This window comes from Streptomyces sp. NBC_00513 (assembly GCF_041431415.1).
Lineage (GTDB): Bacteria > Actinomycetota > Actinomycetes > Streptomycetales > Streptomycetaceae > Streptomyces.
The window spans coordinates 953,522-965,986 of sequence record NZ_CP107845.1; the positions used below are offsets into that span (position 1 = coordinate 953,522).

Annotated in this window: 12 protein-coding genes; 6 read left to right on the forward strand and 6 right to left on the reverse strand. The window is 72.6% G+C overall.

Annotation, left to right across the window (positions count from 1 at the left end; genetic code table 11):
- The first annotated feature begins 204 nt into the window (after positions 1–204).
- Positions 205–1,290, forward strand: a complete 1,086-nt coding sequence (locus OHA84_RS04665; protein ID WP_053682460.1) for an LLM class flavin-dependent oxidoreductase — start codon at positions 205–207, stop codon at positions 1,288–1,290.
- Entirely contained in the window at positions 1,287–1,982 is a 696-nt protein-coding gene (locus OHA84_RS04670) for a CE1759 family FMN reductase (RefSeq protein ID WP_266973197.1), read from the forward strand. The genes OHA84_RS04665 and OHA84_RS04670 overlap by 4 nt, the downstream gene beginning before the upstream one ends.
- 89 nt (positions 1,983–2,071) lie before the next feature.
- Here the strand turns inward: OHA84_RS04670 and OHA84_RS04675 are convergent, their stop codons facing one another.
- Positions 2,072–4,135: a SpoIIE family protein phosphatase gene (locus OHA84_RS04675; protein ID WP_266973195.1), complete on the reverse strand. Its 2,064-nt coding sequence runs from the start codon at positions 4,133–4,135 to the stop codon at positions 2,072–2,074.
- A 341-nt stretch (positions 4,136–4,476) separates the two neighbouring features.
- Here OHA84_RS04675 and OHA84_RS04680 point away from each other — a divergent pair, with 341 nt between their 5' ends.
- Positions 4,477–5,823 (forward strand): cytochrome P450, encoded by a 1,347-nt coding sequence (locus tag OHA84_RS04680; RefSeq protein WP_266973193.1) that lies wholly within the window; start codon positions 4,477–4,479, stop codon positions 5,821–5,823.
- A gap of 39 nt (positions 5,824–5,862) precedes the next feature.
- Here the strand turns inward: OHA84_RS04680 and OHA84_RS04685 are convergent, their stop codons facing one another.
- The 3 genes from OHA84_RS04685 to OHA84_RS04695 all read right to left on the reverse strand — a co-directional run bounded on the left by OHA84_RS04685 (position 5,863) and on the right by OHA84_RS04695 (position 7,925).
- On the reverse strand, positions 5,863–6,294 hold the full coding sequence (locus tag OHA84_RS04685; protein WP_266973191.1) for a DUF6234 family protein: 432 nt from the start codon (positions 6,292–6,294) through the stop codon (positions 5,863–5,865).
- 67 nt (positions 6,295–6,361) lie between these two features.
- Positions 6,362–7,099 (reverse strand): ribonuclease H, encoded by a 738-nt coding sequence (locus OHA84_RS04690; RefSeq protein ID WP_266973189.1) that lies wholly within the window; start codon positions 7,097–7,099, stop codon positions 6,362–6,364.
- A 64-nt stretch (positions 7,100–7,163) separates the two neighbouring features.
- The gene (locus OHA84_RS04695) at positions 7,164–7,925 is read right to left on the reverse strand and encodes an SDR family NAD(P)-dependent oxidoreductase (RefSeq protein WP_266973188.1); all 762 of its coding nucleotides are present in this window, start codon (positions 7,923–7,925) and stop codon (positions 7,164–7,166) included.
- A 169-nt stretch (positions 7,926–8,094) separates the two neighbouring features.
- Here OHA84_RS04695 and OHA84_RS04700 point away from each other — a divergent pair, with 169 nt between their 5' ends.
- Both OHA84_RS04700 and OHA84_RS04705 read left to right on the forward strand, forming a co-directional pair.
- Positions 8,095–8,805 carry a bifunctional 2-polyprenyl-6-hydroxyphenol methylase/3-demethylubiquinol 3-O-methyltransferase UbiG gene (locus OHA84_RS04700; protein ID WP_266973186.1) on the forward strand — a complete coding sequence of 237 codons (711 nt, stop codon included), beginning with the start codon at positions 8,095–8,097 and terminating at the stop codon, positions 8,803–8,805.
- 163 nt (positions 8,806–8,968) lie between these two features.
- A complete protein-coding gene (locus tag OHA84_RS04705; protein ID WP_053682467.1) occupies positions 8,969–9,247 on the forward strand; it encodes a hypothetical protein in 279 nt (92 codons plus the stop codon).
- On the opposite strand, the gene OHA84_RS04710 is transcribed toward OHA84_RS04705, so the two are convergent.
- Positions 9,244–10,599: a uracil-xanthine permease family protein gene (locus tag OHA84_RS04710; RefSeq protein ID WP_266973184.1), complete on the reverse strand. Its 1,356-nt coding sequence runs from the start codon at positions 10,597–10,599 to the stop codon at positions 9,244–9,246. The two genes, OHA84_RS04705 and OHA84_RS04710, sit on opposite strands and share 4 nt — an antisense overlap.
- Positions 10,596–11,723 carry an aryl-sulfate sulfotransferase gene (locus tag OHA84_RS04715; RefSeq protein WP_266973182.1) on the reverse strand — a complete coding sequence of 376 codons (1,128 nt, stop codon included), beginning with the start codon at positions 11,721–11,723 and terminating at the stop codon, positions 10,596–10,598. Before OHA84_RS04715 ends, OHA84_RS04710 begins: the two co-directional genes overlap by 4 nt.
- A gap of 143 nt (positions 11,724–11,866) precedes the next feature.
- Here OHA84_RS04715 and OHA84_RS04720 point away from each other — a divergent pair, with 143 nt between their 5' ends.
- Positions 11,867–12,433: a helix-turn-helix domain-containing protein gene (locus OHA84_RS04720; protein ID WP_266973180.1), complete on the forward strand. Its 567-nt coding sequence runs from the start codon at positions 11,867–11,869 to the stop codon at positions 12,431–12,433.
- Positions 12,434–12,465 lie beyond the last annotated feature (32 nt).

Consider the following 12,465-nt stretch of genomic DNA (forward strand, 5'->3'; position numbering starts at 1 on the left):
CGGAAGGGCGGTCGCAAGCGGAACCTCAAGCGGAGGCCGCTCCGATCGACCGCGCACGGTGGGTCGGTGTCGACCGCGCACGGTGGGTCAGCTCCGCGTGCGCGCTCGGGCACGTCGGGGCGGCTCCCGCTTCGTACGCTCCTTGCCGACAAGGACGACGGCCGGCGGCGCGGTGCGCGGCCGGTCCGAGAGAGAGCGGGCCGCATGCAGTTCGGCATCTTCACCGTGGGTGACGTGACCACCGACCCGACGACGGGCCACACCCCGGGCGAGGGGGAGCGCATCAAGGCGATCACCGCCATCGCCCTCAAGGCGGAGGAGGTCGGGTTGGACGTCTTCGCCATGGGCGAGCATCACAACCCGCCGTTCGTCCCGTCCTCCCCCACGACCGTGCTGGGCTACATCGCGGCGCGCACCGAACGGCTGCTGCTCTCCACCGCGACCACGCTCATCACCACCAACGACCCGGTGAAGATCGCGGAGGACTACGCGATGCTCCAACACCTGGCCGACGGCCGGGTCGACCTGGTGCTCGGACGGGGCAACACCGGTCCCGTGTACCCGTGGTTCGGCAAGGACATCCAGGACGGGATTCCGCTGGCCGTGGAGAACTACGCGCTGCTCCGCCGCCTGTGGGAGGAGGACGTGGTCGACTGGGAGGGACGCTTCCGCACCCCGCTCCAGGCGTTCACCTCCACCCCCCGCCCGCTCGACGGGCTGGCGCCCTTCGTGTGGCACGGCTCCATCCGCAGCCCCGAGGTGGCGGAGCAGGCCGCCTACTACGGTGACGGCTTCTTCGCCAACAACATCTTCTGGCCCAAGGAGCACTACCAGCGGCTGATCCGCCTCTACCGGCGCCGGTTCGCCTTCCACGGCCACGGCACCGAGGAGCAGGCGATCGTCGGCCTCGGCGGGCAGGCGTTCATGCGGAAGAACTCGCAGGACGCGGTGCGGGAGTTCCGGCCCTACTTCGACAACGCCCCGGTGTACGGGCACGGTCCCTCACTGGAGGAGTTCACCGAGCAGACTCCGCTGACGGTCGGCAGTCCCGCGCAGGTGATCGAGCGCACCTTGGAGTTCCGTGAGCACTTCGGCGACTACCAGCGGCAGTTGTTCCTGATGGACCATGCCGGGTTGCCGCTGAAGACCGTCCTCGAACAGCTCGACCTGCTGGGCGAGGAGGTCGTGCCCGTGCTGCGGCGGGAGTTCGCCGCGGCGCGCCCCGCGGGCACGGCCGCGGCTCCCACCCACGCGGGCCGGCTGGCGGCGCGCGACGGGGTCGCTCCGTGAACGAGAGCCCCGCCGCCGTGCTCGCGGGTGACGGCACACCGAGGAGGATCACGGTGGTCGCGGCCGGTCTGAGCGACCCGTCGTCCACCCGGCTGCTCGCCGACCGGCTCGCCGCCGCCACCCGGGCGGCGTTGGACGTACTGGGGGTGAGCTGTGCGATCGAGTTCGTCGAACTGCGCCCGCTCGCGCGTGACATCGCCGCCCATCTCGTGACCGGCTATCCGCCGCCCGCCCTCGCGACCGCGCTGGGCGCGGTGGAGGGCTGCGAGGCGCTCATCGTCGTCACGCCCGTGTTCACCGCCTCCTACTCGGGCCTGTTCAAATCCTTCTTCGACCTCGTCGAGAACACGGCCCTCACCGGCCGCCCCGTGCTGATCGCGGCGACCGGCGGAACCAGCCGGCACTCGCTGGTGCTCGAACACGCCCTGCGTCCGATGTTCGCCTACCTCCGCGCCGTGGTGGTGCCCACCGGCGTCTACGCGGCCACCACCGACTGGGGGAACTCCGGCGACCCCTACACGGAGGAGCTGCCCCGCCGGATCGGCCGGTCGGCGGCCGAGTTGGCGGCCCTGCTCGCCCCCGGCACGCCACTGGCCGGCGGGCCCGCCTCCCCCGCGCCGGACGGCGACGAGGAGGTCGTGTCCTTCGAACGACACCTGGAGGCCGTACGGGCCCGCCCCGCGCGGCGCTGACCGGCGGCGGCCGAGCCCGCCGCCGGGCCCGCGATCGGCCCGACACGGAACCGGACACGGGGCTCGGCACGACGCCCGACACGGGCACGTCACCGGGCGCGGCGCACCCGGGCCAGGACGAGGACCGTGTCGTCGGTCGCGTTGTCGGGCAGCAGGTTCGACAGGATCCGGTCGGCCGCCTCCTCCAGCGACCCCATGGGGCCGCGCAGTTCCTCGCGGAGCGCGTCGAGGCCCGTGTCGATGTCCCGGCCGCGGGCCTCGATCAGCCCGTCGGTGTAGAGGGCCACCGTGGCGCCCTCGGGGAGTTCGACCTCGATCGACGCGAACGGTACGCCGCCCACCCCGAGCGGCACCCCCAGGCCCTCCGCGAGGGTCTCGATCGTCCCGTCGGGGTGCCGTACCAGGGGCGGCGGGTGGCCCGCGTTCGCGATCACGGCGCGCCCCGTGCGGGCGTCGTACAGGAGGTACGCGCAGGTCGCCCATTCGATGCCGACGTCCTGGGCGCAGGCGTCGAGTTCCTCCAGCAGTGCCCGGGGGTCGCGGGTGTGCCGGGAGAGGGCCTTCGCGGTGATCCGCAACCGGCCCATGGCCGCCGCGGCGGGCACCCCGTGACCCATCACGTCGCCGACGACGAGGGCCACCCGGTCGTCGGGCAGGGTTCCGGCGTCGTACCAGTCGCCGCCGACCTCGGTGCCCCGGCCGCCGGGCAGGTAGCGGTGGGCGATGTCGACGTGGGGTCCGGCCGCCGGGGCGGTGGGCAGCAGGGAGCGTTGGAGGGTGAGGGCGATGTCCTGGACCCGGCTGTAGAGGCGGGCGTTGTCCAGGCAGAGGGCGGCGCGCGAGGCCAGTTCCCCGGCGAGCCCGAGGTCCTGTTCGGCGAAGTCGGGGCGGGCCGCCGAGCGCCCGAACATGGCGAGGCCCTGCACCGTGCCGCGTGCGATGAGCGGGGCGATGAGGATGCGGACCAGGCCGCTTTCCATGAGCAGCCGGGCCCGCTGTCGGTGCACGACGGTCCGCGAGACGAAGTCCTCGTCCACCCGGACGCAGATCGGCCGGCCCGAGCTCAACATCTGGTGGATGCCGGAGCCCGGCGGGTAGGTCACCTCGCGCAGGCCGCTCACCAGCTCGACGGCGGGCGCGTCCAGGACGGTGCCCGAGGCGATCCTGCGGGTGAACAACGGAAGCTCCGGATCGAAATCCTCGTTCTCGTCCATCCACTCCACGAGTTCCACGACGGATCCGTCGCAGAAGTCCGGCACCACGACCTCGACCAGTTCCCGCGCGGTGACCTCGACGTCCAGGGTGGTGCCGATGTGTCCCGCCGCCCGGTCCAACAGCGCCAGCCTGCGGCGGGCCGACGTCGCCTCCAGGATGGCCCGCTCCCGGTCCGTGACGTCGATGAGCAGCCCTCCCACCCCGCGCCGGGTGTCCCCGGCGCCGCTCAGCGGAAAGAAGCTCACCGAACGCACCTGGTCGCGGTCGGGGTGTCCGCTGGTGCGCAGTCCCACCAGCGTGCCGACCACCGGGCGACCGTCCCGGGCGACCCCGCGCAGCATCCGCCGGTACTCGCCGTCGTCCGAGGTGATCATGACGTCGGCCATGTGCCGCCCCAGGTGCTCGGCGACGGGGATGCCGTCCATGTCGGCCAGTGCCTGGTTGAGGTGGACGTAGCGCAGCTCCTCGTCGAGCATGACCAGGCCGATCGGGCAGGTCTCGAAGAGCGCGTCGAGGAAGGACAGGTTGGTCTTCACCCGGTCGAGTTCGTCGCTCCTGCTCGCGAGGCCCATGATCACGGAGTCGTCCTCGGCGCCGGCCACGGGGAAGACCCGGAAGCCGCAGTCGAAGACGGTGCCGTCCCGGTGGCGGACGGGCAGCCGTACGCGCCAGTATCCGAGGGTCCGGGCCCGCTCGACGAGGCGCGCGGCCGCGCCCGGCTCCGACTCCGGGAAGAGGGCGGCCGCGGGCCCGGTGAGCACCTCCGCGGCCTCGTGGCCGAACAGGTTCCGGGCGCCGGGGCCCCAGTACCGGATCAGGCCCTCGTCGTCGATGCCGAAGACCGCGACCGAGACGTGCTCCAGGAGCGATCCCGGCTCGGATCGGAGCGGCTCGGGACCCCGCTCGCCCCCATCTCCCCCAGGCGGGTCCGTCGGCATCGGCAGATCCCCTCACGGGTGGCTGTCCGGCGCCCGCGCATCGATCACGGGCCGTTCCTCCAATTCTGCCCGCGATCGAAGAGGGGTACATTTCGTCCCACCGCGGAATCCGGACGGTGACGCCGAATCCCACGGAACGCACTCGGGCGATCACGATGAGGAGTCGACCGGCAGGTTTCCCGGCGAGCGGGCACGGCACAGCCGGCCGCTCGGAGCGTCGTACGGGGCGTCCAGGCCCCGACACACCGGGTCCATGTCACCGCACTCGCGGACACGCGTACGGTCCGTGACGCCCGCGCTTCCTAGAGGACCGATTCCAGCGGTCGAACAGGAGAAGACCAGTGGCCACCGGAACCCACCCCGCCGCCCGCCCGCCGCGTGTCCCCCGGGCCCGCCGGCCGCCCCCCGAGTTGGACCCCGCCCATGTGGACCGGTGGCGCCGCGAGGGGGGCGAGCTGATCGAGTTGCTGGCCGTGGCGCGCGAGCTGCTCGGCGGTGTGGTGACCGTCCGTCTCGGATCGAGGCCCACGGTCCTGGTGACGGAGGCCCGGGCGGTCCAGCACGTGCTCGTCCAGCACGCGGACCGGTACGTCAAGCGCTCGCACCGCGCCCGGCTGTTGATCGGGGACGGCGCGCTCTCGGCCACCGGTGAGGCGTGGAAGCGGCAACGGCGCGTGCTCCAGTCCCAGTTCACCGGTGCGGGGATGCGCCGCCACGAACAGCGGATCGTCGAGGCCGCCCGGACGGCCGCCCGGCGCTGGGCCGAGTACGGTCACAGCGGGCACACGCTCGACGTCGGCGAGGAGATGCGCCGGTTCGCTCTGGACACCACCTGGCGTTCCCTCACCGGCCACCCCCTCGACGAGGACACCGAGCGCGAACTGACCCGCGTCGCAACGGTCGTGACCGCCCTGCCGGCCCTGCCCGCCGAGGCGCTCGACGCGCGGGAGGCGGTCGCGGCCGACCTCGCCAGGATCGACCTCGTCGTCCGGCACGCCGTCGAGGCGGCCCGGGGCCGAGTCGCCGGCCCGACCGGGCCCGGGCTGCTCCACGTCCTGTTCGACGCGTCCAAGGCGTCCGCCGAACACTCCGGGCACACCGACCGGCTCGTCCACGACGAACTGGTGACGCTGCTGGTCGCCGGACACGAGACCACCGCGACCACGTTGACCTGGCTCCACCTGCTCCTCGACCGCCACCCCGAGGCCCGTGAACGGGTCCTGGCCGCCGGCGAGGAAGGGTCCCCGGAACGACGCGAGGCCATCAGGGCGCTGGTCAGCGAGACCCTCCGGCTCTACCCGTCCGCCTGGATCCTGCCCCGCCGCAGCATCGCGCACGACACGCCGGCCGGGTACGCCATCGAAGCGGGGACCGACGTGCTGGTCTGCCCCTACCTCGCGCACCGCGACGCCGCCCTGTGGCCGGACCCCGAGCGTTTCGACCCGCGCCGGTTCACGGACCCGGGCGGGCGACCCACCCATCCGGGCTCCTACCTGCCGTTCGGCCTCGGGCCGCGGGCCTGCCTGGGGCTGCAGTTCGCCCTCCTGGAGTCCACGGTCCTGCTCGAACACCTGCTGCCCGGCCACACCGTGACCTTCCGCTCCGCTCCGAAGCGGGCCGCGTACAGCGTCACGGTCCGCCCGGACGGGCCGACGCCGGCCGTGCTCACCGCCGCCGAAGCCGCGTAGGCGGTCTCCTTCGACTCCGAGAGTTCGACTCCGCGAGCGTCATCGGCCGGTGTGCGCGCACTCGCTGTCGTCCCCGCCGCTGCGGCAGCCGACCATGCCGGTGAACCCCGGGGCCGGGTGATCACGCTCGTCCTCGTGCCGCTGGGCCGCGCCTCCCGCGACGATCACGGCGAGCAACAGGGTCATCATGACGAGTTGGCTCCACACCACCGCCCGCGCCCCGCGCCATCCCGCCACGAGCGCGACGACCAGGGCGACGAGGAACACCAAGGCGAGCGCGCCGAGGTATCCGTCGAGGCGTACGTCCGGCTCGTCCCGCGACGTGTCCAGCCGGAAGGACTCCCCGAGCCAGACGAGCGCCACCCCGCACAGGGCCAGGAGTTCCAGGAGGACGAGGCCGAAGGCCGCGCACCCGGACCCCGGCCGCCCCACGTCCGTGCGGTCGGGGGCGGGTTCCGTCGATGTCGTCATGCCCCCACTCTCGCCACGCGCGTCGGCGTGTGCATGAGTACGCGTACTCATGCACACGGCCGAACGCTCACGCGCCGGCGGGCTCCGGAACCGGGCTCGCGCAGTCCGGGTGTCCCCAGCGCGTCCCGAGCTTCGCGATCATCTCGCCGGCCGCGTACGGCTTGCCGCAGGGGCAGGTGCCGGGGAACTTGGCCTTGATGGATCGGCCGCCTCGGGCGGGCGCCGCCTTGCCGCCGGCCGCACCCCGGGGCGCGGAGGCGCGGCTCGCGGTGGAGCGCGCGGCCGAGCTCCGGGCCGGCGCGCTGCGCACGGGCGCGGGAACCGGCATGGACGCGTCGCCCAGGGCGGTGCCCGCGGCCTGCTGGCTGACGGCCGCGTCACTGGCCGCCTGGTCGGCGATGGCGTTCAGGTGGTCGCCGTCCTCACGGTGGGCGGGCACGTAACGGAACTCCACGTCCCGGTCCGCCAGCAGCGCGTCGATGCTCTCGACGAGTTCCCTGTTGGCCACGGGCTTGCCCGCCGCGGTCTTCCAACCGTTGCGCTTCCACGCGGGGAGCCATTGGGTCACGGCCTTCATCGCGTACTGCGAGTCCATGCGCACCTCGACGACCGCGCCGGGGGCGACGGCCTCCAACAGGCGCTGAAGGGCGGTGAGTTCGCCCACGTTGTTCGTGGCCCGGCCCAGTGGACCGGACTCCCAGCGCTCGGGGCGCCCCTCGGCGTCGGCGATGACCCAGGCCCATGCGGCGGGCCCGGGATTCCCCTTGGCCGCCCCGTCGCAGGCGGCAATGATGCGATCAGACATCCCCCGATCATGCCCCACCGGGGACCCGTCCTCGACCCGCGGGCGGGACGCCGGACGCCGTGCGTCACGTACGGAGGTACGAGGCCCCGTTGACGTCCAGGATCGTGCCGGAGGACCAGGTCGCCTCGGGCGAGGCGAGGTAGAGGACGGCCGAGGCGATCTCGCGCGGTTCGGCGACGCGGCCGAACGGGCTCTGCGCGGCGATCCGTTCGCCTTCCGGGGAGTTCAGCCGGTCGGCGACCCGTTCGGTGGCGACGAAGCCGGGCGCCACGGAGGCGACGGCGATGCCGTGGGGTGCGAGGGAGACGGCCAGGGACTGGCCGAGGGCGTGCAGAGCCGCTTTGGTCGCCGCGTAGGCGGGGTGGTCGGGTTCGCCCCGGAAGGCGCCGCGCGAGCCGACGTTCACGATGCGGCCCCCGCGACCCTCGTCGATCATCCGGCGGGCGACGCAGTAGCTGATGTCGGCGGCGCCGAACAGGTTGACGGCGGCCGTCCGCCGCCAGGCCTCCTGCCACTGCGCGTACGGGGTGGTGGCCAGGGGGTGGGGGATCATCACGGCGGCGTTGTTCACCAGGACGTCCACCGCCCCGAGTGCCTCGACGGCCTCCGAGACGATTCCCTCGACGCGTACGGGATCGGTGAGATCGCCGGACACCAGTACGTGGCCGTGTCCGGGCAGTGTCCCGAGGACCTCACGCGCCTCGGACTCCCTGGTGGAGCAGTGCACCGCGACGCGGTCGCCGCGCTCGGCGAACGCGGTGGCGATGGCGCGGCCGATGCCCCTGGAGGCGCCGGTGACCAGTACGCCTCGACTCGCCGTGTCCATCACGCGCTCCCTCCGAGCTGTTGTCGATCATGACTTTGAACCGGGGCTCCCCCGATGTCAACCGGCGGTTTTCCCGTCCCGGCCCGGGGCACGAACCCCACGGCGTCCCGGGTCGACCGGGGACGCCCACACCACACGGATCCGGTCGACCCGGGAGTGAGGGGCTTCGATGAGTGATCGCAAGACCGCGGCGGAGGTATTCGACGAGGTGGGCGCGCGCTACGAGGAGGTGTTCGGGCGGATGCCCGGCCAGCTCGCGGCGCTGGAGTGGCTCGTCTCCCGGCTGTCCCCGGGCGCACGGGTGTTGGACGTGGGCAGCGGCACCGGTCGCCCGACCGCCGAGGCGCTGGCGCGAGCGGGCTGCGCGGTGACCGGCATCGACGTGTCGGCGGAAATGGTCGGTCTGGCGCGGGCCCGGGTGCCGTCGGCCCGGTTCGAGCAGGCGGACGTGCGGACGTACACGGCGCCCGAGGGCGGCTTCGACGCGGTGTGCGCGTTCTTCCCGCTGCTGGTGATGGACCGGCGGAAGGTGGTGGCGTCGTTGGAGCGGATGCTGTCGTGGGTGGCGCCCGGCGGGTACTTCGTCATGGCGACCGTGCCGGGGGACATCCGCGATCTCAACATCGTCTGGATGGGGCACGAGGTCACGGTCAGCAGCCTGTCCGCGACCGAGTACCTGAGCCGGGTGGAGAGCGCCGGGCTGGAGGTGCTCGGCCACCACACGGCGGTGTTCACACCGGATGCCGGGACCGCCGATTCCCGCGGCGCCGCCGGGGCGCGTGTCGAGCCGGAGGAGCACTTCTTCTGCCGTGCCCGTCGCCCCGCATCGGCGCCCTCCACGGCCTCCCCGACCGATCGCCCGGCAGATCGCCCGGTATGACGATCGGCTGAACCGCTCTTGTGACCACGGGCTCCTCATCCGCCGCCGAACGGTGCCATCGACCGAGGAGTCCCGTGTGTCGCGAATTGCCCGCATTCGACTGGGTTTACGTTCGACCTGACCCCAGTCCCCCCTTGCGAAAGGCGATGTTGTGAAGCGAACGATGCGCAGCCGTACCTTTGCCGCCCTGACCGTGCTGGCCGCCGCCGGCGCGCTGTCCGCCGTGGCCTCCCCGGCCCTGGCCGCGACCGGCGACGGCGACGTCCACAACGTCTACATCATCGGCAGCACCAACGTGCAGTACGCGCAGGACGACAACTTCAACGCGGGCCACGACAACACCGTCGGCTCCAACGACGGCACCGCCCCGCCGGCCGCCGCCGCCGGCGCCGCGTCCGCCATGTCGCTGCTGGACGCGTCGAACTGGGCCGACACCTTCTAGTCGGACCGGACCTCGGTCGACCGTTCCGGCGTCGCGTCCGTCTCGCGGACGCGACGCCGGAACAGCGCGTGCAGCAGTACGGCGGTGAGGGTGCCCGCCACCACCGCACTGCCGAGGATCGTGCGGGCCCAGCCGGGGAACCCCTGGTAGACGTCGGGGGCGACGACCGGGAGCAGTCCGACGGTGAGGGCGAGCGCGATCACCGTGGAGTGGGTCTTCTCCCCCGGGTTCGCGCGCGTCAGCATGTCGACGCCCATCACGGCGATGATCCCGTAGATCACGAGCGCGGACCCTCCGACGACCGGGGCCGGGATGCCGGCCAGCAGTCGGGTGAGGGGAGCGAGCAGTCCCACGACCACGAGCAGTACGCCGGCTCCCGCCGTGACGTGGCGGCTGCGCACCCCGGTGATCCGGCCGATCCCGATGTTCTCGGCGCTGGTCACCATCAGCGAGGTGCCGAAGAGCCCGCCGAGTACGGAGACCAGCGCGTCGGCCCTGGCCACGCGCGGCACGTCGCGTCCGGGATCGGACTCGTTGCCCACGGTCTCGCTGTTCAGGACGGTCTGTCCGGTGATCTCCGCGAGCGTGGTGAGGCTGAAGATCAACAGTGGCAGCGCGGCGAGCACGTTGAACTGCGGTGCTCCGTACGGGAGAAGGTGCGGGAGCGCCAGTCCGCTGCCGGCGGCGGGCGCGAAGGCGCCCAGCCCGGTCGTGACGGCGATCAGGGTGCCGGCGCCCATGCCGAGCAGGACCGCCGTCTGCCTCCAGACCCCGCGCAGCAGGAACAGCAGCAGCACCGTCACGCCGATGGTGACGGCGGCCAGGAGGACCGCCGACGGCGCCGCGTACCCGGCGGCGGTGCGCGGACCGGTGATCAGTTGGGCGGCGACCCGGATCATGGCGATGCCGATCAGCAGCACGGCGGTACCCATGACCAGCGGCGGGAAGAAGCGGACGATCCTGGCGTAGAACGGCAGGACCGCGAACAGCAGAGCCGCCGCGAGGAGGACGGATCCGGCCGCCGTGGCGGGCCCGTGGTCCTTGGCGATCTGGATGAAGAGCGCGGTGGCCGCGCCGCCGGGCAGCATGACGAACGGCAGCCGGGCGCCGATGCCGCGGACGCCGAGCGACTGGAGCAGCGCGCCGACGCCGCACAGTACGAGGGTGGCGCTGAGCAGGGACGCGGTGCTGTCGGCGTCGAGCCCGAGGGCCTGCCCGGTGAGGAACGTCGTGGAGACGGGCGCGGCGACCATGGCCAGCACGTGCTGCGCGGAGAGCGGGGCGAGCCGGGCCAGGGGCAGCCGCTCGTCGACCGGCCGCACCGGGCCGGCGGTGGTGTCGGCGGTGGTCACGAACCGGCCTCCGCGTTCAGCCAGGGCAGTTCCCGCGCGGTGTACCGGTACGCGCGGAAGACCGCGTTGTGTTCGGCCGGGAAGAGACCGCGCACCTCGGATTCCCGGTAGCCGCCGAAGTACGGGTTGACGTACTCCCAGCACAGGTAGCCCTCGGGGGTCACCTCGAAGAGCCGGCCTGCGGGCGAGTCCGTGACGAGGGTGTTGCCCCCGGCGAGGCGTTGGGCGCTGCCCATGAACGGGGCGAAGAACGACTCGCGGGCGGGATCGTGGTACTCCCAGACGATCTTTCCGGAGGAGCGTTCGATCTCGATGACACGGGAGTAGGGGACGTCCGATCCGGGCCGGAAGACGCCGTTGTCGAAGACGAGGATGTTGCCGTTGTCGAGTTCGGTGGGGGCGTGCTGCTGCGAGACCGTTCCCGGTTCGGTGCGCCAGAGGATCTCGCCGGTCTCCCGGCTGATGACGACGACGGCCGAGACGCTGCGCAGGCTCGCCAGGACGTTGCCGTCGGCGAGCGGGATCACGCTGTTGATCAGGGGCCAGTGTTCGCGCGAGTAGTCGGGGTGCAGCGCGTACTCCTCGCGGTCGAGGTGCTCGGCCGCGCGCCAGGACCAGCGGACGGAGCCGTCGGCGTCGACCTCCTTGATGGTGTCGGCCCAGACCGTGCCGTCCGGCTCGGAGCCCGGTACGCCGCCGCGCACGGCGGCGGCGTCGGCGCCTCGCAGGGGTTCGATGGCCGTGTAGAGGACGCGGCCCTCGCCGAGGTGGTGGGCGTCGTGGTGCTGGAGCGGGTCGCGGTGCTCGCGCAGGATCGCGCCGTCGGGGGCGGCTTCGAGCATGACGCCGCCCCGGTACTTGTGCCACATGGGGAAGAGGGCGCTCTGGTCGGGCAGTACCCCGCTGTAGGCCAGGTTCCCGTTCGCGAGGACGCGGGCGTGGCGACCGGGCCGGTAGGGGAGCTTCCACTCGTGGGCGACCTCGCCGTGCGGGTCGATCAGGTACACCTCGCCCGTCCCGGTGAGCGGGGCGAAGAGCGTGAAGCCCCCTTCCGAGGCGGAGGGGTCGAGGGCGATCAGGCCGGTGCCGCGGCGTCGGCGCAGGTTCTGGTCGATCGGGGACATGCGATCCTCCCGTGAAACTTTCTTTGATCAGATCAATTTACTTAGAAGCTAGCGGTGGAGTGTTGCGGCACTGTGAAGGCAGTGCGAAGCCCGTGACCGATTGCGAGAGGATGATCCACACAGCGGAGGAATCGAGGAACCACGTGACGGACGAACCGCCCGCCCCCCTGATCGGGGCGGGCATCCGCAGACGGCGCAGGGCGCTGGACCTCACCCTCGCCGAGGTGGCGCGCCGCAGCGGGCTGTCCTCACCGTTCCTCAGCCAGATCGAGAACGACCGGGCCCGTCCCAGCATGCGTTCGCTGCAACTCATCGCCGACGCGCTGGGGACCACGGCCGTACAACTGCTGACGGCGGCCGAGAGCCCCCGGCGCGTGGACATCGTGCGCGCCGACGCCGACGCCGGGCTCGATCCGACGGCGCGGGTGCGTCCGTTGGTTCGCGGCCAACAGCAGATGCACGCCTTGGAGTTCACCGGGGACCACGACGCGGACCGCGCGTTCCGGCACCGCAACGACGAGTTGATGTACGTCGCCGACGGAACCGTCGAGGTCGAGGCCGAGGGACGCACCCACCACCTGGGCCGGGGCGACACCCTCTACCTCACGGGCGGGGTGCGGCACCGCTGGCGGGCGCTGGAGGAGGGCACCCGCGTCCTGCTCGTCGCGGTGGCGGACCACATCGAGACGACCGTGGACCCGCGCGCCTGACCGGTCTCGAACCGTCCTCGGTACCGAGGACC

Bases quoted from the DNA above. Each gene is read 5' to 3' on its own strand.
- OHA84_RS04665 (WP_053682460.1), top strand. From the start codon at position 205: ATGCAGTTCGGCATCTTCACCGTGGGTGACGTGACCACCGACCCGACG.
- OHA84_RS04675 (WP_266973195.1), bottom strand. From the start codon at position 4,135: ATGCCGACGGACCCGCCTGGGGGAGATGGGGGCGAGCGGGGTCCCGAG.
- OHA84_RS04685 (WP_266973191.1), bottom strand. From the start codon at position 6,294: ATGACGACATCGACGGAACCCGCCCCCGACCGCACGGACGTGGGGCGG.
- OHA84_RS04690 (WP_266973189.1), bottom strand. From the start codon at position 7,099: ATGTCTGATCGCATCATTGCCGCCTGCGACGGGGCGGCCAAGGGGAAT.
- OHA84_RS04695 (WP_266973188.1), bottom strand. From the start codon at position 7,925: ATGGACACGGCGAGTCGAGGCGTACTGGTCACCGGCGCCTCCAGGGGC.
- OHA84_RS04700 (WP_266973186.1), top strand. From the start codon at position 8,095: ATGAGTGATCGCAAGACCGCGGCGGAGGTATTCGACGAGGTGGGCGCG.
- OHA84_RS04705 (WP_053682467.1), top strand. From the start codon at position 8,969: ATGCGCAGCCGTACCTTTGCCGCCCTGACCGTGCTGGCCGCCGCCGGC.
- OHA84_RS04715 (WP_266973182.1), bottom strand. From the start codon at position 11,723: ATGTCCCCGATCGACCAGAACCTGCGCCGACGCCGCGGCACCGGCCTG.